This is a genomic window from Priestia flexa NBRC 15715, assembly GCF_001591565.1.
Lineage (GTDB): Bacteria > Bacillota > Bacilli > Bacillales > Bacillaceae_H > Priestia > Priestia flexa.
The window spans coordinates 1-19,287 of record NZ_BCVD01000071.1 but is presented as its reverse complement, the minus strand read 5'-3'; the positions used below and the strand labels follow the sequence as shown (position 1 = coordinate 19,287).

Below are 19,287 nucleotides of genomic sequence, written 5' to 3'. Positions count from 1 at the left end.
TTTTTTTATGAAACTTTTTTAAAAATAGGGGAAAAGTAAGGCTTAACACTTATGGCATAGGGGAATAGAGATGACGTGTTAAATTTTTTCATAATAGGAGACAGAATGTGAAGAAACAACAAATTGAATCAATTTATTTTTTAAGATTATTTGCCATGATGATGGTTGTACTTGTACACGTAACGGCAGCGTATGCAAGCGTCCTTCCATATAGCGGTGATGCGTATCAGAAGTATCATTTTATCAACCGCATTATTCGGATTGAAGCGGGAATCTTTATTGTGATTACAGGACTCGTATTCTTTTATAGCTATATAAAAAAGCCGTTAACAAAAGAGTTATGGAAAAGTTACTATAAGAGGCGAGTTACATATATTCTTATTCCTTATATCATTTGGGCATTGATTTATGAAGCATATTCAATTTATGTAGGTGCAAGAGAATTTAACGCGACAGAAATTTTGCTGCGCATTTTAAAAGGTGAATCTTACTATCAACTGCACTTTATTTTCTTAATTGTGCAAATTTATCTTGTTTTACCTGTTTTTATATGGATCGCTCAAAAGTTTACTTTTTTTCGCCGCTATATGTGGTTATTCGGAGTCGTCTTACAGTTAGTTTATCTTCAATTAAATTCAATGTACGGTCTTGTATCATTTACTTTATTTATTAGTTCATTATCTACCTTCCTATTAGGAGCATGGATTGGTGTTTACTATAATGAACAGAAAGCAAAAAGCGCGAATAAATCTACGATTGTTTTGCTAATTATTGCTTTAATTGCAGGAGCAATCGTCTCTTCTTTACACTATTATGTGTATACAATTAAGACACTTTACCTATCAGGGGTTATGTACGAGACGATTAATACGATTTATCTCGTGTTAGGAAGCTACGTAGCATTTCGTATAGGAGAGATCTTAGCTGCAAAACTTCCTAGAAGAGCTGTTATTACAGTTCGAAATATTGCAATGTACTCTTTTGGCTTTTATTTAATCCATCCTTTAGTATTAAATATTGTCTCTGAATTTGTACCTGCAAATAGTAATCAATTGTTTCACATTGAAATGCTAATTCGGTATGTATTAACTTTAGCTTTATGCTACCTCATTATATGGGCTTGTCATCGGTTTTTACCGTTTGCAAGTTTATTGTATGGAAAGCTTCCAAAGAAAGCGGTATTCTTATACAAGCATGAAGTACAATAATAATAAAAGTGGTAAAAAGATCAACTCTTTTACCACTTTTTTATTGGAGTCGGAATTCTCTTACTGATTTGAACAGAAGCTGTTACGATAGCAGATAAGTCAAAAATAAATTATAATTTGACTCACATCTGCCCACGTTTTACATAAGTAATAAAGAAAGAAACTGTTTCCTATAAGGATAGAGAAAGTGATAAAATAGAAAAGATTAAATTGTGTTAGGAGGAACACTTGTGAAAATTAAGCTTGGTCTTTTATACGGGGGAAAATCCGCTGAACATAAAGTATCTTTACAAACAGCTTTAGCAGTAACAAAAGCAGTTAACCATGATAAATATGAAGTACATCCAATTTATATTACTGAAACAGGCGAATGGGTTCGCGGTACAAAGTTGACGGGTCCACTTGAAACGGTAAACGAACTTGAAATTAGTAACAGTGGTACGGTCATTTCACCAGTATCTTTAAATACAAATATGTTTGCTTTATCCGACGTGAAAAATGAAGAAACGCTTGATGTAATTTTCCCACTTTTACACGGTCCAAACGGTGAAGATGGAACAGTCCAAGGGTTGTTAGAATTATTAAACCTACCTTATGTAGGAAACGGCGTTTTAGCATCTGCAGCAGGGATGGATAAAGTCGTGATGAAGCAACTTTTCTCTCAAGCAGGTTTAAAGCAAGTAAAATATGAATATTTTATTCGCAAAGAGTGGGATGAGAACCGTGAAGCAGCATATGAAGTTGTTGAGGAAAACTTAGGTTACCCATGCTTTGTCAAACCAGCTAACTTAGGTTCAAGCGTTGGTATTAGTAAGTGTGATAATCGCAAAGAATTAGAAGCGGCATTTGAGGAAGCGTTCCAATTTGACCGTAAAATTATTATTGAAGAAGCGGCAATTGGACGCGAAGTGGAAATCGGTGTATTAGGTAATGATGATCCATCGTGCTCAGTTGTTGGAGAAATCTTACCAAAGGCTGCTTTCTATGATTATAAAGCTAAGTACGAAGATGGTAGCACAGGTCTTGCTATCCCGGCTGAAATTAGCGAAGAAACGTATGTAGAAATGAAAGAATTGGCAATTAAAGCATTTAAAGCAATTGACGGTTCAGGACTTGTTCGTGCTGATTTCTTCTTAACAAAAGAAGGCGAGTTAATCATTAATGAGGTAAACACAATGCCAGGGTTTACACCGTTTAGTATGTTCCCATTATTATGGAAGCATGCAGGTGTTGAATATCCGGTGTTAATTGAAACATTAGTGGATTTAGCGCTTCAGCGTCATGATGAAAAGCAAAAAATTAAACATACGATGTAAGAAAAAGGCTGACACTATTCAAAATGAATAGTGTTTCTGCTTTTTGCGAAAGGAGTTATAAGCATTATGATTAATCGAAAGCTAAAAGATGTGGTGAAGATGATTCCAAACAGCAGTTTAGCTCATGGTGACGAACAGGTTCATATTAAAGGTGTTTCAATTGATACAAGAACACTGCAACCAGAAAATTTATATGTGCCAATTAAAGGTGATCGCTTCAATGGACATGAATTTGTTGAAAAAGCAATTGAAGCAGGTGCTGTGGCAACCTTATGGAACAAAGATGAAAAAGATATTCCACAAAATGTACCTGTCATTTTAGTAGATGATACGCTTGAAGCACTACAGCAATTAGCAAAAGCGTACCGTCATGAATTAGCGGTAAAAGTGGTAGGAATTACAGGAAGTAACGGGAAAACAACAACAAAAGACATGGTGGATGCTGTTTTATCGACAACGTATAAAGTTTTGAAAACAGCAGGTAATTTTAACAACCATATCGGTATGCCATTAACAATCTTGCGTTTGGAAGAAGATACTGATATTGCTGTCCTTGAAATGGGAATGAGTAGTCGCGGTGAAATTGAATTTCTCTCAAACCTGGCTGAGCCTGATGTTGCTGTCATTACAAACATTGGTGAATCCCATCTGCAAGATTTAGGTAGCCGAGAAGGAATTGCTGAAGCAAAATTTGAAATTACAAGCGGTTTATCTGAGCAAGGACAATTTATCTTTAATGGTGATGAACCACTTCTAACAAGTCGAGTGAATAATCCAAAGTTTAAAGCCATTACGTTTGGAAGTTCACCAAATAATGACCTTTTTTTAACGGATATGACAAGAGAAGAACATGGAACGACATTTTTCGTTTCACGTGAAACACAAAAGTTTTTCATTCCTGTATTAGGTGAGCATAATGCACATAACGCGATGGCTGCTATTGCTGTTGGTCGCTATTTTAACCTGAGTAATGAAACAATTGCACAAGGATTAGCTGGCTTGAAGCTGACAAATATGCGAATGGAATTAGTGAAGGCTGAGAGTGGATTAACGTTTATTAATGATGCGTATAATGCAAGTCCAACATCAATGAAAGCAGCGATTAAGTTAATCCATGAGATTCAAGGTTATAACAAGAAAATCTTGGTTTTGGGGGATATGCTCGAACTTGGTGATCAAGAAATACAATTTCATAAAGAGATTGGAAAATTTATTGACCCTGCTGCAGTGGAATATGTATTTACATACGGTCCACTAAGTAAGGAGATTGCCTCGGGAGCACAAGAGAATTTTCAAGAAGGAAAAGTTCTTCATTTTGACGATAAAGATACGTTAGCAGATCACTTACAATCTATTAGTTCTTCAAATGATATTGTATTGGTGAAAGCATCTCGAGGTATGAAGCTTGAAGAAGTAATCACTAAAGTGATGTCGAAATAAGAAGAGGAATAATAGAATAAGCTCTATTGCAAATAAAAACTCATAGTGTTATGATGTAGTTTGAGTGTCTTGAGATGCTTATTCTCTAAACGTTGATTTCATTAAGTAATCGTTTAGAGCATTTTCCGGGTATCGGGGAATGCTTTTTTTTGTAAAATATAGATAGTCTAAATATAGAAGGAGTTTGAAAAATTTGGCATTATTTCAAGAGTTAGGTTTAAGTCCACAGCTAAACAACGCTGTTAGTAAAATGGGTTTTGAGGAAGCTACACCAATCCAGTCTGAAACAATTCCTTTAGCGCTACAAGGTCATGATTTAATTGGACAAGCACAAACAGGAACTGGTAAAACAGCAGCATTCGGTATTCCTCTTATCGAAAAAGTAGATGCAAGCGTTGATGCAATTCAAGGTTTAATTATCGCACCTACACGTGAACTTGCTGTACAGGTATCTGAAGAACTTTATAAGATTGGACAAACAAAACGCGTTCGTGTTTTACCAATCTACGGTGGTCAAGATATCAGCCGTCAAATTCGCGCTCTAAAGAAACGCCCTCACATTATCGTTGGAACACCAGGACGTATGTTAGATCATATTAACCGTCGTACACTTCGCTTACAAGATGTTCACACTGTTGTATTAGATGAAGCGGATGAAATGTTAAATATGGGATTCATTGAAGATATTGAAAAAATCTTATCTAATGTTCCTGAAAATCATCAAACGCTATTATTCTCAGCAACAATGCCTGACCCAATCCGCCGCATTGCTGAAAAATTCATGAGCGAACCTAAAGTTGTAAAAGTAAAAGCAAAAGAAGTAACAGTTCCAAACATTCAACAGTACTACGTTGAAGTACAAGAAAAACGTAAATTTGATGTGTTAACACGTCTTTTAGATATGCAGTCACCAGAATTAGCTATTATTTTTGGTCGTACAAAGCGTCGTGTTGACGAGTTATCAGAAGCTCTAAACGTACGTGGCTATTCAGCTCAAGGAATCCATGGTGATTTAACGCAAGCAAAACGTCTATCTGTTTTGCGTCAATTTAAAGAAGGTTCTATTGACGTGTTGGTTGCTACAGATGTAGCTGCTCGTGGACTAGATATTTCAGGCGTAACTCACGTTTATAACTTTGATATTCCACAAGATCCAGAAAGCTATGTTCACCGTATTGGACGTACAGGTCGTGCGGGTAAAATGGGTGCAGCGATGACGTTTGTAACACCAAGAGAATCTGGTCAATTACACAACATTGAGCGCACAACTAAGCGTAAAATGGATCGGATGACACCTCCAACATTGGATGAAGCATTAGAAGGTCAACAGCGTATTGCTGCAGATAAGTTAGTTGAAACAGTAAAAACAGGTAACTTATCTTACTATAAGCAATTAGCTGAAGAGCTACTAGAAGAAAATGAATCTGTAGCATTAGTAGCAGCAGCACTTAAGTTAGCAACAAAAGAGCCAAACGATGTGCCTGTAAACTTAACAGCTGAACCACCTGTTGTTGGAAAAGGTGATAAGAACAGACGTGGTGGTAACAACGGCAGTGGTCGTTCACGCTCTAATTCTAAAAACTATTCACAACAAAACCGTCGTGGAAACTCTAAGCGATTTGGAGATAAGCGTCGTAGCAATAATAGCGGTGGTCAAGGAAATCGCCAAAACAACCGCAAAGATTCACGTACAAAAGCATAAAAGAAAAGCGAGCCAATTGGCTCGCTTATTTTTTTGCCATCAGGAAATACTAAACGGAAAGTGAGGTGTTTTCTATGTCAACTTTAGTGCGCTTAGGATATGTAGCAATGAGTGTTCAATTACAGAATGCGTCTCCGTCTCAGACGATGACTTTTGCGCAGTTTCAACGAATTCAAAACCGAGAAGCTGCTATTTCTAAATTAGAGCGTATTTCTATTTCTAACTTAGAAAACTGTTTAAGGTTATTGAAGCATAATGTTTGGAGTGAACATGAAAACCCTGATTGGACAGAATATTGGTCTAGAATTGTTGCTGCGTGGGAACAAGAAAAGCTTCCATTGAAAATGCACATCTCGAGTCCAAAAAGCTCAAAAGACTTTCGTGCCCATGCAGACTACATAAATGCAGAAGAGTTTTATCAATTTTTACAATCAATTTCTGGGACAATACCACAGATTGATTGCATGATTGAAGCAAAACAAAAAGATGCAGCGCTCTTTCAGCTGATGAATGATTTAAAAACATATGAAAGAATCGAAATAGTAAATGGATCTACGTTTATTGTAAAATAACAAGAGAACAGTTCGTTTAAAGAACGGTTCTCCTGTTATTTACGGGCAAACAAAATTGTTAATAGGTAGCCGCTTATAAAGCCACCGATATGAGCAACGTTATTTACTCCGCTATTTAAAAATCCAGATAGTAACCCTATAATTAAGAGCACAATGACAATTTGTTGATCGCTTTTTGTAAAATAAATTGTTTTGTTTCGAATGAAGTAAATATAGGCACCGAAAATGCCGAAGATTGCACCTGATGCGCCTACATGACTATAGTAAGCAGGCTGAATGATAAAAGTAAGTACATTTGCTAATAAGCCACACGCGATATAAAAACCAAGAAATTTATAGCGTGATAGCTCTCTTTCTAAACGTGGTGCAAATAAAAATAGTGAAAAAGAGTTAAACAGTAAATGAGCAAAGCTGTTGTGTAGAAACATGGATGTTGCCAAGCGCCAATATTCTCCTTGGCCAATGGCACCGTTATAACCAACAAAGTTATAAAATAAGGATTGAATAGGTTGGGCAGGAATTAAAAATAAAGCCCACAAGAGTATGTGAATACAAAGTAGTAGAAATGTAATTGGATAGTAGGTTCTGAATTCGCGAAAGCTTTCGGTTCGAACAAAGATCGCAACCACTTCCTTTCATAAGGAACTTAGTATAGTTTGTTTTAGGTGCATTTCTTTATTTTATGCAGTATGCAAAAAGATAGAAGGGTGTGAAGAGCAATTGATTAAAGGGATTGGACTGGATATTACCGAGCTAGATCGAATTGAAAAGCTTGCAAAAAGACAATCTTCGTTTGTTACTCGTATTTTAACAAAAAATGAAAAGGCGAGCTACGATAAACTCCAAGGGAAAAGGCAGATTGAGTTTCTAGCAGGTCGTTTTTCAGCGAAAGAGGCCTATTCTAAAGCATTAGGAACAGGAATAGGAAAAGATTTAAGTTTTCAAGATATTGAAGTTCTAAATGAACATAGTGGAAAACCAGTGCTTTATACGCTAAATAAAAGCGATAACAAGTACATTCATGTCTCCATTTCACACAGTCAACATTATGTTGTAACACAGGTAATTATTGAAAGCTCGTCAAGCTAGTCTGCATATTCATATTCCCAACTTCATATATTCATATTGCGGACAAGGGAGACAGGTAGTATCTTGTTTCTCTCGACATGTAGGTATGACATGATATAAAAGGAGTTGGGGAGATGCATAAAAAGTTTATTGGGTTATTCGCGTGCGCCTTTTTACTATTACTATTGGCTGCTTGTGGCGAAAAAAGTCAACAAGACGTAACGGATGCACTAGATGCTAAGATTGAAGATATGAAAGGGTATAAAGCTGAAGCAGAAATGAAGCTAAATACAGGCAAGGACGCGCAAGTATATGACGTTGAAATTTGGCACAGTAAGCCAACGTATTATCGTGTAAACTTAAAAAATACGAAGAAAGACCAAAGTCAAATGATTTTGCGCAACGATGAAGGTGTCTTTGTCTTAACACCAGCCTTAAACAAAAGCTTCCGTTTCCAAAGCGATTGGCCACAAAACAGTAGCCAAGCTTATTTATATGAATCGTTAGTGCAAGACATTGTGCAGGATGAAAGTGCAGAATTTAAGTCGACGGATAAACATTATGTATTTAAGACAAAAACAAATTACCAAAATAGCACGATGTTGCCAAAACAAGAAATTAAGCTAAATAAAAAGGATTTAACGCCTGTATCTGTAAAAATTATGGATACAGACAACAAGGTACTAATTGAAGTGGATTTTTCAAAAGTACAAGTTGATTCAAAGTTTGATAAGGGTGCATTTGATACGAAACGCAACATGACAGGGGCTAAAATTGATGTTCCAACAATGGCTACAGAGAAATCTGATGAGTTCGGTGTGCTTTATCCAGAAATTTTACCAAAAGGCGTTAAGCTAGCAGAGGAGAAAAAGGTTGAAGGCGAAAACGGTGAGCGAATTGTTTTAAAGTATGAAGGTGAAAAGTCGTTTACGCTTGTTCAAGAGAAAGCAAAAGTAGCGGAAACAGCAGCCTCTACAGCTACTTTAACAGCTGGGGAGCCGTTTGATTTAGGATTTACAGTTGGAGCACTAACGGATAAGACGCTTTCTTGGTCTTATGATGGAATTGACTTTATGATTGCTTCAGAAAACTTAACGTCTGAAGAGATGAGTAAAGTGGCGAATTCAGTTCAAACTCAGCTTGGCAAATAACTACTTTTAATACAGGCTCGCGAATAGCGAGTCTTTTTGTTTTCTTAATTGGATTTGGTTTCATTTGTGAGAAAATTCAAATCTGTTTAGTTTAATTTTTATTTCCTTCTAATGAACTTTAATTTTGGATGTATTATACTAGCAAAGTAGCATATGTTTATAATGGTTCTGAAAAAGGAAGTGTCACAATGGTTAAAGCATTTTACCGAGAAACATGGGCAGAAATTAATGCAGATGCAATTTTGTATAATGTTCAAGAAGTTAAAAAGTTATTAAAACCGGATCAAAAGCTCATGGCTGTAGTGAAAGCAAATGCATATGGGCACGGAGATGTAGAAGTAGCAGATTTAGCACTACAAGCAGGTGCTAATATGTTAGCAGTTGCATTTTTGGATGAAGCAATCTCACTTCGTCAGAAAGGGGTTAAAGCCCCCATTTTAGTACTAGGAGCTGTGCCGCCTCTTCATGTTAAAGAGGCTATTAAATGGAATGTTACGATAACTGCTTATAGTAAGCAATGGATAGAAGAAGTAATTGCAGACCAAGCTAATAATGGAAGGTTAACTATTCATTTGAAAATAGATACTGGAATGGGAAGACTAGGCTTACGAAGTGATGATGAGATCAAGGCAGTAGCAACACTGTTAAAATCACAATCCTTTATGGAAGTAGAGGGAGTATTTACTCACTTTGCAACGGCAGATGAACTAAATTCAATTTACTTTCAAAATCAATATCACAGGTTTCAAAGCGTAGTGCAGCTTATTCAGTCTTTAGGAATTAATCCTCCTCTGGTTCACTGTGCAAACAGTGCGGCTATTTTTCAGCAACCTGAGAATTTGTTTACCGCTGCTAGACTAGGGATTTCAATGTATGGGTTAAGCCCGTCACCAGAGATGAAGGAAATCATTTCTGTCCCTTTAAAAGAAGCTTTTTCATTGCATAGTACACTTGTACATGTTAAAAAAGTAGAGCCAGGTAGTGGTATTAGCTATGGTATTACGTATGAATCAGAGAAAGCAGAATGGATTGGAACGGTTCCAATTGGCTACGCGGACGGATGGATTCGAAAGCTTCATAACTTTACTATCCTTGTTAAAGGAAAGAAAGTTCCTGTGGTGGGACGTATTTGTATGGATCAACTAATGATACGCCTTCCAGAGCAGTATCCAGTAGGTACAAAAGTGACGCTTATTGGTAAGCAGGGCAACGAACAAATATCCATTGATCAAGTAGCACAGCACTTGGAAACTATTAACTACGAAGTACCTTGTATGATTTCAGCTCGTGTACCAAGGGTGATTGTGAAGAATCAAGAGCAAGTGAATATTACTAACTACTTGTTGAACAAACACAATTGACGTAGGATTTAATAAATATTCAGCTTAAAAATTAAATTTATGCATAAAACAATGCGTCGATTGACAATAATAGTGTAGAAATTGACAGAATTAACTTTCCATTAATACGTATGAGTGTTATGATAAGGAAAGATGAGACTATTGGTGTGTGTGTATTGATGTTGGAGGTGTATGTTTGTGTCTGAAGCGAGCGCAACTACAGAAATCCTGGTAAGATTGCCGAAAAATTTAGTATCGGAACTTGACCTTATGGTGAAACAAGAAAATGGTAACAGAAGCGAATTTATTTACCAAGCAACGAAATTATACCTTCGTGAGCGAAAAAAACGCCATATTCGCGAGTCTATGCGTCGCGGATATATGGAGATGGCAAAGATAAATTTAAACATTGCTTCTGAAGCTTTTTTAGCTGAGTCTGAAGCAAATCACACAGTGGATCGTTTAGTCAGCGGGGGTTAATGTCTTGGTAGTCAAACGCGGCGACGTTTATTTTGCTGACCTATCTCCTGTTGTTGGCTCAGAACAAGGAGGCGTTCGCCCTGTACTTGTCATCCAAAATGATATTGGAAATCGGTTTAGTCCGACTGTCATTGTTGCTGCAATTACTGCTCAAATTCAAAAGGCAAAGTTGCCTACGCATGTAGAAATTAATGCGAAAAAGTATGGGTTTGAGCGCGATTCAGTTATTTTGCTAGAGCAAATTCGAACAATTGACAAACAGCGACTAACTGATAAAATCACCCATTTAGATGATGAAATGATGGACAGAGTGGATGATGCCTTGCAAATCAGTGTAGGACTTATCGACTTTTAGAATTATACTTCCATTTATACTAAGTTGCTCCTTTAAGGGCAACTTTTTTAATTTGACGAAGAATAACTAGTAAACGTATATTGAAAGAAGAAATCTATTTAATGGGTTTATTAAATATGGTAAAAAATAGCTAAATAGCATAAAGAAATGTGATTTCTTACAAGGAGGAGCTCATGAATCAAGAGAAGTTATTTGAGTATATTCAACAATCTAAAGCGGATATATTTGAACGTTGGCTTGTTACAATGAATGATATTGAAACGGGTCGAATTAAAAGTGTTGTATCGGAACAAGTTTATGTAAACGTTAGTTCAAATTTTGTGAATGTAGTTTTATCGAATGCATTTCGTTCTTTAAATGAGTTTTCAAATGAACTCGAAGATATTGTAGAAAAAGTTGTCAAGTTAGGATGGCCACTTGGATACCTAACGCAAGGCTTGCGTGAGTTAGGACATGTTGTTGTGGAAGGGTATCTAAACGAAGGAACTTCGAACAAAGAAGCACACTCGGAAATCTTTTATCATTTTGATAAATGGCTTAGTCCTGTTTATAACAAGGTAGTAGAGCAATATTCAAGTTCATGGGAAAATACGGTTATGCTACAAAAAGTAGCTTTACAAGAATTATCAGCGCCGCTAATTCCGGTATTTGATAAAATAACAGTTATGCCCCTCGTGGGGACAATCGATACAGAGCGTGCAAGAAAAATTATGGAAAACCTTCTGCAAGGCGTTGTTAAGCATCGCTCAGAAGTGGTTTTAATCGATATTACAGGAGTGCCGGTAGTTGATACAATGGTAGCTCATCATATTATACAAGCTGCTGAGGCTGTACGATTAGTAGGAGCAAAATGTTTATTAGTAGGGATTCGCCCTGAAATTGCACAAACAATTGTTAATTTAGGAATCAATTTAAATGAGCTAATTACGAAGAACTCGTTGAAGAAAGGAATCGAATTTGCGTTAGAAATGACTAACCGTCAAATTATCGATATGGAATCGGGGGAATGAACGTGAGAATACCGATCTTAAAATTATATGACTACTTACTGGTCTCGATTCAATGGGAGCTTGATGATCACACAGCTATTCAATTTCAAGAAGATTTACTAAGTAAAATACACCAAACTGGAGCAAAAGGCGTAGTAATCGATTTAACATCCATTGATATGATTGACTCATTTATTGCTAAAGTGTTAGGTGATGTAGTTAGCATGTCCAGTTTAATGGGGGCACGTGTTGTTTTAACAGGAATTCAACCCGCTGTTGCTATTACCTTAGTGGAACTAGGTATTGGATTAAATGATGTTTTTACTGCGCTTGACTTGGAAAAAGGTCTTGAGAAACTCCAATCGGAACTGGGGGAATAATAGATGGAATTCCAATCCAGTGTAAAAATTGTAACGGAGTGGGATATTGTGGCGGCGCGTCAGCTAGGTAGAAATGTTTCCAAGGATTTAGGGTTTGGAACTGTAGATCAAGCGCGTATTACAACAGCCATCTCTGAATTAGCACGTAATATTTATTTATACGCGGGGAAAGGACAGATTCATATTGAAAAATTGGATCGTTCAACTACACGAGGACTTTTAATTATTGCTACAGATGAAGGGCCAGGTATTCCTGACATTCGCAAAGTGATGGAAGATGGATATTCTACATCTGGAGGATTAGGTGCAGGTTTACCAGGAGTGAAACGTCTCATGGATGAGTTTTCAATTGAATCAAATGTAGGAGACGGTACTGAAATCAAAGCAATTAAGTGGCTCCGCTAGGAGGAGAATAAATGTCTTTTGATAAAGAGATGAAACAGCTATATAGGGATATTTTGGGGAATTATATTCAAACGCAAGATGAGCAAGTTTTATACCAAGGACAAAAGCTAAGTCGCAAATCTTTAGAAAATGAAGTATCGCCAGAAGACATCGTTAGTATTCATAAAGAGGTAATTGAAGAGATTTATTCTGATATTCCAGAGAAAGTATTGCATTCATTAGATTTTTTATTAGAGGTTATGATTAGCTATGGATTAGCGTTACGTGAACATCAAACGTTAAAAAGTAAGCAGAGAGAGCTTCGATCAGAGATTGAAGTTGCTGCAAATGTTCAGCAAAATTTATTGGGAACAAATATTCCGGATAATGTGGATACTTTAGAGATTGGCGCAGTGAGCGTACCAGCCAAGCAGATGAACGGTGATTATTTTCATTTCGTGGATGAAGACAACGGTGGTGTTAGCATTGCGATTGCAGATGTAATTGGTAAAGGAATACCGGCTGCGATGTGCATGTCGATGATTAAGTATGCGATGGATAGCTTACCGGATTCTCGGAAAAACCCAAGCTATGTGCTTGAAAACCTGAATAATATTGTAGAGCGTAACGTGGATCCGAGTATGTTCATTACAATGTTTTATGGTACGTACCATCCTGCTCACAACTTGTTTACCTACGCATCAGCCGGTCATGAACCAGGATTCTATTATGAAGCTTCAACTGATACATTTCATGATTTAGAAGCAAGAGGTCTAGTTCTAGGTGTAGATCGTCATGTGAAGTACTCACAGTATGAAAAAGAGCTTCACAAAGATGATATGATTATCTTATTAACGGATGGAGTAACAGAATGTCGAACTGAAGAAGGATTTTTGGAAAGGTTGGACATTATAAAACTAATTCGTAAATACATGCATTTGACACCTCAAGAAATTGTTGAGGCAGTTTTTAAAGAATTAGAAAAACTACAAGAGTTTCAGCTTCGAGACGATTTTACCCTTATTATTTTAAAAAAAGCAGTTTAACTAGAAAGAATGAAGGGTAAAGAATGTATAGTTTATGAAAACTGAGGGGGTTTATAGATACGATGAATTTAAAGATTGATGTTCAAGATGCTGGTCAGGAATATCGTATTACGTTGGCTGGCGAAATTGATGCATATACAGCTCCGAATTTAAAAGAGAAATTTATGGAGATAGCAGAACAAGGCGATGTTAGAATCACAATTGATTTGACAGACGTTTCATATATGGACAGTACAGGCCTTGGTGTTTTTATTGCACTTTTAAAAGCAATTAAAAAGCATAACGGTTCATTAAAGTTTGTTGGTGTGTCTGAGCGTTTAAAGAGATTATTTGATATTACAGGATTGACGGATATTTTAAATGTGAATTCACAGGTAGAAGGTGGCGTGAAATGAAGCAACCGTATGATTTCGTTGAGATGAAAATTCCAGCTAAGCCAGATTATGTCGCAATCATTCGCCTAACTTTGTCAGGAGTGGCAAACCGTATGGGCTTCTCTTATGATGATATTGAAGACATGAAGATTGCAATAAGTGAAGCGTGTACGAATGCTGTTCAGCATGCTTACAAAGAAGATGAAAATGGTGAAGTTAAGGTAGGTTTTGGCCTTTTTTCTGACCGCTTAGAAATTATGGTGGTTGATAAAGGTGAAAGCTTTAACTTTGAAGAATTAAAAGAGAAAATCGGGCCTTACGAGACAGCGAAAGAAGTTGAGATGCTGCCAGAAGGTGGATTAGGCTTATATTTAATTGAGACGCTCATGGATGAAGTGAAAATGATGAATTCTAAAGGTGTTACCCTCATGATGACAAAGTATTTGCAAAGAGAGCAGGTGGAGAGTGATGAAAACACAGTCTCAACCTATGAAATTAACTAAAGAACAAGTTCAGGAACGAATTGAGCGTTTTCAAAAATTCCAAGATGAAGAAGCACAAAGTGAGCTCGTTATTCACTATAAAAATCTTGTTGAATCGATTGCCCGTCGTTATTCAAAAGGCCGAAGTTTGCATGAGGATATTGTGCAAGTTGGTATGTTAGGCCTTTTAGGTGCAATTCGTAGATATGATCCTTCGTTTGGAAGAAGCTTTGAGTCGTTTGCTGTTCCGACAATCATTGGTGAGATAAAACGATTCTTACGTGACAAAACGTGGAGCGTGCATGTTCCTCGTCGAATTAAAGAATTAGGTCCGAAAATTAAAGCAGCTGTTGAAGAGTTGACAACCCAATTACAGCGCTCTCCTCAAGTGCAAGAGATTGCTGATTATATTGGAGTCACGGAAGAAGAAGTTTTAGAGACGATGGAAATGGGGCAAAGCTACCAAGCGCTCTCTGTTGACCACTCCATTGAAGCGGATTCTGATGGCAGTACCGTAACTATTCTAGATTTAGTTGGTGAAAAAGAAGCAGGCTATGAGAAAACCGACCAAAGATTGGTCTTGGAGAAGATTTTACATGTTTTAAGCGAGCGAGAAAGAGAAGTCATTCGCTATACCTTCATTGAGAACCTGAGTCAAAAAGAAGCTGGTGAGAAATTAGGTATTTCTCAAATGCATGTGTCGCGTCTTCAGAGAAGAGCTCTTGATAAGCTTCGAAATGCGGCTCGAACAGACTTAACCGAAGCGGAGTATAAAAAGTGACGAATCGTATATCTGCTAATCAATCTTTCATAAAAACAGCCACTCATCAAACACCTAAAGATGGAAACACCTGTTGTGGTGACGGCTTTTATATCAAAGAAACTAGCGATTATTTCTTATGTGCCATTGCGGATGGGTTAGGAAGCGGTGAACATGCAAAAATAGCGTCCGATGCTGTCATTCAAACTGCGAAGCAAAATCATAATCTTGAGCTTGATGATTTAATGATGCTGTGTAATGATGTGACTAAAGGGACGAGAGGAGCCGCTGTTGCTCTATTGAAGTTTGATAAACGCAGCGGGCATTTTTCGTACACGAACGTAGGTAATATTCGTTTTTATCTATATGCCCCAGACGGAAATCTTACGTATCCTTTACCTGTAAAAGGGTTTTTATCAGGTCGAAAACAAAAAATTCAGGTTCAGACTTTTCCATATGAACCGAACTCTCAGTTTTTAATTCATACGGATGGATTAGATTTAAAAGAAGTTAGAGCCTTTTTTAGTTCTCGGATGAACATAGAGCAATTATCCGCTCAACTGAAAGCGAAACTATCTTCTCACAAAGACGATGTAACATTCATATTGGGAGAGCTACAAACAAATTAATGATGTAAAACTTTAACTCACATGTGCTAATACATGTGAGTTTTGTTACAATTAAAAGAAAACATTGCTAGGAGAGATTGAGTTGACGGCCATAGCAAAAGTGCAAACAACTGATGTAATGAAGCATGTAAGTGATCAAGTAAACCTTCCTTTAAAGCAAGTAAAGAATGTAATAAATTTAATTGAAGCGGGAAATACAGTTCCGTTTATTGCTCGTTACCGTAAGGAACAAACAGGATCTCTTGATGAAGTGCAAATTCGAGCAATCTTAGACGAGTGGACATACTTAACGAACTTAAATACCCGAAAAGAAGAAGTTATCCGCTTGATTGAAGAGCAAGGAAAGCTAACGGATGAGCTGGCTACAAGTATTGCAAAAGCAACAAAGTTACAGCAAGTGGAAGATTTATATAGACCTTATAAACAAAAGCGAAGAACTAAAGCAACTGTTGCAAAAGAAAAAGGATTAGAGCCTTTTGCTCAATGGATTTTAACATTTCCTTTAGAAGCAGTTAAAGAGAAAGCACAGCTATACATATCTACGGAAAAAGGTGTCGATAGCGTGGAGGATGCCGTACAGGGTGCTCAAGATATCATCGCGGAGATTATATCTGACGAGCCTTCCTATCGTCAGTGGATTCGAGACTATACGTTTAAACATGGCGTTATTGAAACCGAAGCTAGAGCTCATGAAAAAGATGAAAAAAATGTATATGAAATGTATTATGAGTATAAGGAATCTGTAAGCAAGATTGTTCCTCATCGCGTGTTAGCTATGAATAGAGGGGAAAAAGACGGGATATTAAAAGTATCCATTAACGTATCTACAGAAGGCATTTTTAGATACATACAAAAAGGATTTGTTAAAAATACGAAATCGTCTGTTGTCTCATTAGTAGAAGAAGCGATTACAGATGCATATAAGCGGCTAATTGCTCCTGCTATCGAACGAGAGATTCGAAAAGAGCTAACAGAGAGAGCTGAAGCACAGGCTATACATATCTTTTCCGAGAATTTGAGAAAGCTACTTCTTCAACCGCCTCTAAAAGGAAAGGTTGTCCTGGCTGTAGATCCTGCGTATCGAACTGGGTGTAAGCTGGCAGTTATTGATGAAACAGGAAAAGTGCTCAAGATTGATGTTATTTACCCGCATCCTCCTGTTAATAAAAAAGTAGAAAGTGTAAAGCAAGTAACTGAAATCATTGAAAAATTTTCAATTGAAATGGTAGCAATCGGAAACGGTACAGCTTCTAGAGAGACAGAACAGTTTATTGCGGAGATTTTGCAACATCAATCTAGAAATATTTTTTATTTAATCGTAAATGAAGCGGGTGCTAGCGTTTATTCTGCTTCTGACATCGCTAGGGACGAGTTCCCAAACTTTCAGGTGGAAGAAAGAAGTGCAGTCTCAATTGGGAGAAGGTTACAAGATCCGCTTGCCGAACTTGTTAAAATCGATCCAAAATCAGTTGGTGTTGGACAATATCAGCATGATGTTTCTCAAAAGCAGCTAAATGATTCATTAACGTTCGTGGTGGAAACAGTAGTAAACCAGGTGGGAGTGAATGTAAATACGGCTTCTTCTTCTTTGCTTCAATATGTGTCAGGTCTTAATAAGACGGTCGCTCAAAATATTATTCGTTATCGAGAAGAAAATGGCAAGCTGAAAAGCCGAAAGGAACTGAAAAAGATTCCGAGATTAGGTGCTAAAACATATGAACAATGTATTGGCTTCCTGCGAATTATTGATGGCCAAGAGCCGCTAGATCAAACGAGTATTCATCCTGAGAGCTATGGTTACGTGAATGAATTGCTAGATAAGGTGAATTTAACTTATGATTATCTTGGAACAGATGAATTAAAAGAAGCATTAAATAGCTTATCTATTTCTGATCTTTCAGAAGAGCTAGGAGTTGGAGAGTTTACTTTAAAAGATATTATTCAAGCGCTAGTACAGCCAGGGAGAGACCCTAGGGACGATTTGCCAAAGCCGCTCTTGAAAAAAGATATTTTGCAACTGGAGGATTTATCGAAAGGTCTTCAACTTGAAGGAACCGTACGCAATGTGGTGGATTTTGGTGCGTTTATAGATATCGGTGTAAAGCAGGACGGGTTGGTTCATATTTCAAAATTAACAACCAAGTATGTAAAACACCCGCTAGATGTTGTTTCTGTCGGAGATGTGGTAACTGTTTGGGTAGAAGGTGTAGATGTTGCTAAAGGAAGAGTTTCATTAACTATGATTTCGCCATAAGCTACTTTCTAAATCCATCAGAAAAATTGCTCTGACATTAATGTCAGGGCGATTTTTCTATTGGATTGTAGGGGTTAGTCCATTGAAGAGTGGTTTTTACGGTAAAAAAACCAGCATTGGTTTAATAGTCGAATCTGTGCACAATCTCTCTGTAAGTAAGCACGCTGCATTTGTCTTTGTAACCACATCGGCATCACAGCATTCGCTCCTTTTATATAAATGTATAAAAAATAATGTAATATTAAATGTATGCAATGCATGCTAGTCAGGTGATAACAAGGAGGAAATAAAATGGAGAACAACGAACTACAACAATTAGTAGAAGAAATATCAATGAAATTTTTTCACAAACCTTTTTTACATAAAGCTTATTTTAATAGACGACTAAGAGCAACAGGTGGAAGGTACCTTGTTCATAACTCTAATATTGAAATCAACTATGGTCACTATGAAGAACATGGTCAAGAAGAGGTTATTAACATTATTAAACATGAGCTATGTCATTACCATTTGCATTTAGAAGGCAAAGGATATGGACATCGAGATCGAGACTTTCGCCAATTAATGAAAGAAGTAGGTGCCCCTAGGTTTTGCAAGCCACTTGCAAAAAACATAGCAAAAAAGCAAAATAGTCCAGTACATCTTTATCAATGCACTGGTTGTAAGATTAAATATACAAGGAAAAGAAAGATTCATCTCCAAAAGTATCTCTGTGGTTATTGCGGTGGAATGTTAAAAAAATTAGAGTAAGCCCTTGACTATGGAAAAGGCATATGATAAATTTATAAAGCACTCAAAAGTGCTTGAATATTTTTTGAAAAAACATTGACAAATAAGTCAAAATATAGTAAATTTTAATGAGTCTGATAACACTATTCCACAGTAGCTCAGTGGTAGAGCAATCGGCTGTTAACCGATCGGTCGTAGGTTCGAGTCCTACCTGTGGAGCCATTATAACGGGGAAGTACTCAAGAGGCTGAAGAGGCGCCCCTGCTAAGGGTGTAGGTCGTGTAAGCGGCGCGAGGGTTCAAATCCCTCCTTCTCCGCCATTTTATAATGGCCCGTTGGTCAAGTGGTTAAGACACCGCCCTTTCACGGCGGTAACACGGGTTCGAATCCCGTACGGGTCATATTATATTTGCTTGAATAATTTATGATTTAATTCCGGAGGATTAGCTCAGCTGGGAGAGCACCTGCCTTACAAGCAGGGGGTCGGCGGTTCGATCCCGTCATCCTCCATATTTTGTTTGTATATCATCTGTATGGATGGTCCCGTGGTGTAGCGGTTAACATGCCTGCCTGTCACGCAGGAGATCGCGGGTTCGATTCCCGTCGGGACCGCCATTTCTTTTTGATT

22 protein-coding genes and 5 tRNA genes are annotated in these 19,287 nt (G+C 37.2%); 25 read left to right on the top strand and 2 right to left on the bottom strand.

Features of this window, described 5'->3' with window-relative positions:
• Nucleotides 1–107 precede the first annotated feature (107 nt).
• The 5 genes from BFL01S_RS12640 to BFL01S_RS12620 all read left to right on the top strand — a co-directional run bounded on the left by BFL01S_RS12640 (nt 108) and on the right by BFL01S_RS12620 (nt 6,238).
• Entirely contained in the window at nt 108–1,208 is a 1,101-nt protein-coding gene (locus BFL01S_RS12640) for an acyltransferase (protein WP_156474924.1), read from the top strand.
• 230 nt (nt 1,209–1,438) lie between these two features.
• Nucleotides 1,439–2,524, top strand: coding sequence for a D-alanine--D-alanine ligase (locus BFL01S_RS12635; RefSeq protein WP_061785873.1), 1,086 nt, complete (start codon nt 1,439–1,441; stop codon nt 2,522–2,524).
• Nucleotides 2,525–2,590: 66 nt separating this feature from the next.
• Complete coding sequence (locus tag BFL01S_RS12630; RefSeq protein ID WP_061785872.1) at nt 2,591–3,964, top strand: UDP-N-acetylmuramoyl-tripeptide--D-alanyl-D-alanine ligase; 1,374 nt, start codon at nt 2,591–2,593, stop codon at nt 3,962–3,964.
• Nucleotides 3,965–4,157: 193 nt separating this feature from the next.
• A complete protein-coding gene (gene cshA, locus BFL01S_RS12625) occupies nt 4,158–5,666 on the top strand; it encodes a degradosome RNA helicase CshA (protein WP_025910595.1) in 1,509 nt (502 codons plus the stop codon).
• A gap of 74 nt (nt 5,667–5,740) precedes the next feature.
• Nucleotides 5,741–6,238 carry an apurinic/apyrimidinic endonuclease family protein gene (locus tag BFL01S_RS12620; RefSeq protein ID WP_061785871.1) on the top strand — a complete coding sequence of 166 codons (498 nt, stop codon included), beginning with the start codon at nt 5,741–5,743 and terminating at the stop codon, nt 6,236–6,238.
• A gap of 35 nt (nt 6,239–6,273) precedes the next feature.
• Here the strand turns inward: BFL01S_RS12620 and BFL01S_RS12615 are convergent, their stop codons facing one another.
• Nucleotides 6,274–6,867 (bottom strand): rhomboid family intramembrane serine protease, encoded by a 594-nt coding sequence (locus tag BFL01S_RS12615; protein ID WP_224840390.1) that lies wholly within the window; start codon nt 6,865–6,867, stop codon nt 6,274–6,276.
• Between the two features lie 91 nt (nt 6,868–6,958).
• Here BFL01S_RS12615 and acpS point away from each other — a divergent pair, with 91 nt between their 5' ends.
• The 14 genes from acpS (at nt 6,959) to BFL01S_RS12545 (ending at nt 17,930) form a co-directional block, all read left to right on the top strand.
• A complete protein-coding gene (gene acpS / locus BFL01S_RS12610) occupies nt 6,959–7,327 on the top strand; it encodes a holo-ACP synthase (protein ID WP_025910601.1) in 369 nt (122 codons plus the stop codon).
• 113 nt (nt 7,328–7,440) lie between these two features.
• Nucleotides 7,441–8,457 (top strand): LolA family protein, encoded by a 1,017-nt coding sequence (locus BFL01S_RS12605; protein ID WP_025910603.1) that lies wholly within the window; start codon nt 7,441–7,443, stop codon nt 8,455–8,457.
• Between the two features lie 188 nt (nt 8,458–8,645).
• A complete protein-coding gene (gene alr / locus BFL01S_RS12600; protein WP_061785870.1) occupies nt 8,646–9,818 on the top strand; it encodes an alanine racemase in 1,173 nt (390 codons plus the stop codon).
• A gap of 177 nt (nt 9,819–9,995) precedes the next feature.
• Nucleotides 9,996–10,277 carry a CopG family ribbon-helix-helix protein gene (locus BFL01S_RS12595; protein ID WP_025910605.1) on the top strand — a complete coding sequence of 94 codons (282 nt, stop codon included), beginning with the start codon at nt 9,996–9,998 and terminating at the stop codon, nt 10,275–10,277.
• 4 nt (nt 10,278–10,281) lie between these two features.
• Nucleotides 10,282–10,632, top strand: a complete 351-nt coding sequence (locus tag BFL01S_RS12590; protein WP_025910606.1) for a type II toxin-antitoxin system PemK/MazF family toxin — start codon at nt 10,282–10,284, stop codon at nt 10,630–10,632.
• A 173-nt stretch (nt 10,633–10,805) separates the two neighbouring features.
• On the top strand, nt 10,806–11,642 hold the full coding sequence (rsbRA, locus tag BFL01S_RS12585; protein WP_061785869.1) for an RsbT co-antagonist protein RsbRA: 837 nt from the start codon (nt 10,806–10,808) through the stop codon (nt 11,640–11,642).
• On the top strand, nt 11,639–12,001 hold the full coding sequence (locus BFL01S_RS12580) for an STAS domain-containing protein (RefSeq protein WP_035321022.1): 363 nt from the start codon (nt 11,639–11,641) through the stop codon (nt 11,999–12,001). Before rsbRA ends, BFL01S_RS12580 begins: the two co-directional genes overlap by 4 nt.
• Before the next feature lie 3 nt (nt 12,002–12,004).
• Entirely contained in the window at nt 12,005–12,406 is a 402-nt protein-coding gene (locus BFL01S_RS12575) for an anti-sigma regulatory factor (RefSeq protein ID WP_025910609.1), read from the top strand.
• Between the two features lie 11 nt (nt 12,407–12,417).
• Nucleotides 12,418–13,431, top strand: a complete 1,014-nt coding sequence (locus BFL01S_RS12570) for a PP2C family protein-serine/threonine phosphatase (RefSeq protein ID WP_061785868.1) — start codon at nt 12,418–12,420, stop codon at nt 13,429–13,431.
• 62 nt (nt 13,432–13,493) lie between these two features.
• Nucleotides 13,494–13,826: an anti-sigma factor antagonist gene (locus BFL01S_RS12565; protein ID WP_061785867.1), complete on the top strand. Its 333-nt coding sequence runs from the start codon at nt 13,494–13,496 to the stop codon at nt 13,824–13,826.
• A complete protein-coding gene (gene rsbW / locus BFL01S_RS12560; RefSeq protein WP_061785866.1) occupies nt 13,823–14,308 on the top strand; it encodes an anti-sigma B factor RsbW in 486 nt (161 codons plus the stop codon). Before BFL01S_RS12565 ends, rsbW begins: the two co-directional genes overlap by 4 nt.
• A complete protein-coding gene (gene sigB, locus BFL01S_RS12555) occupies nt 14,274–15,068 on the top strand; it encodes an RNA polymerase sigma factor SigB (protein WP_025910613.1) in 795 nt (264 codons plus the stop codon). The genes rsbW and sigB overlap by 35 nt, the downstream gene beginning before the upstream one ends.
• A complete protein-coding gene (locus BFL01S_RS12550; protein WP_025910614.1) occupies nt 15,065–15,676 on the top strand; it encodes a PP2C family serine/threonine-protein phosphatase in 612 nt (203 codons plus the stop codon). Before sigB ends, BFL01S_RS12550 begins: the two co-directional genes overlap by 4 nt.
• A 118-nt stretch (nt 15,677–15,794) precedes the next feature.
• Complete coding sequence (locus tag BFL01S_RS12545; RefSeq protein WP_061785874.1) at nt 15,795–17,930, top strand: Tex family protein; 2,136 nt, start codon at nt 15,795–15,797, stop codon at nt 17,928–17,930.
• Nucleotides 17,931–18,004: 74 nt separating this feature from the next.
• On the opposite strand, the gene cmpA is transcribed toward BFL01S_RS12545, so the two are convergent.
• Complete coding sequence (gene cmpA, locus BFL01S_RS20445; RefSeq protein ID WP_100346445.1) at nt 18,005–18,124, bottom strand: cortex morphogenetic protein CmpA; 120 nt, start codon at nt 18,122–18,124, stop codon at nt 18,005–18,007.
• Nucleotides 18,125–18,221: 97 nt separating this feature from the next.
• Between cmpA and BFL01S_RS12540 the strand changes: the two genes are divergently transcribed.
• The 6 genes from BFL01S_RS12540 to BFL01S_RS12515 all read left to right on the top strand — a co-directional run bounded on the left by BFL01S_RS12540 (nt 18,222) and on the right by BFL01S_RS12515 (nt 19,274).
• Nucleotides 18,222–18,680, top strand: a complete 459-nt coding sequence (locus tag BFL01S_RS12540; RefSeq protein WP_025910616.1) for a SprT family protein — start codon at nt 18,222–18,224, stop codon at nt 18,678–18,680.
• A 126-nt stretch (nt 18,681–18,806) separates the two neighbouring features.
• A tRNA-Asn gene (locus tag BFL01S_RS12535) sits at nt 18,807–18,881 on the top strand.
• Between the two features lie 7 nt (nt 18,882–18,888).
• Nucleotides 18,889–18,979: transfer RNA gene (locus BFL01S_RS12530), tRNA-Ser, on the top strand.
• Between the two features lie 9 nt (nt 18,980–18,988).
• Nucleotides 18,989–19,060 (top strand) — tRNA-Glu (locus BFL01S_RS12525).
• A gap of 36 nt (nt 19,061–19,096) precedes the next feature.
• A tRNA-Val gene (locus BFL01S_RS12520) sits at nt 19,097–19,169 on the top strand.
• A gap of 29 nt (nt 19,170–19,198) precedes the next feature.
• Nucleotides 19,199–19,274: transfer RNA gene (locus tag BFL01S_RS12515), tRNA-Asp, on the top strand.
• Nucleotides 19,275–19,287 lie beyond the last annotated feature (13 nt).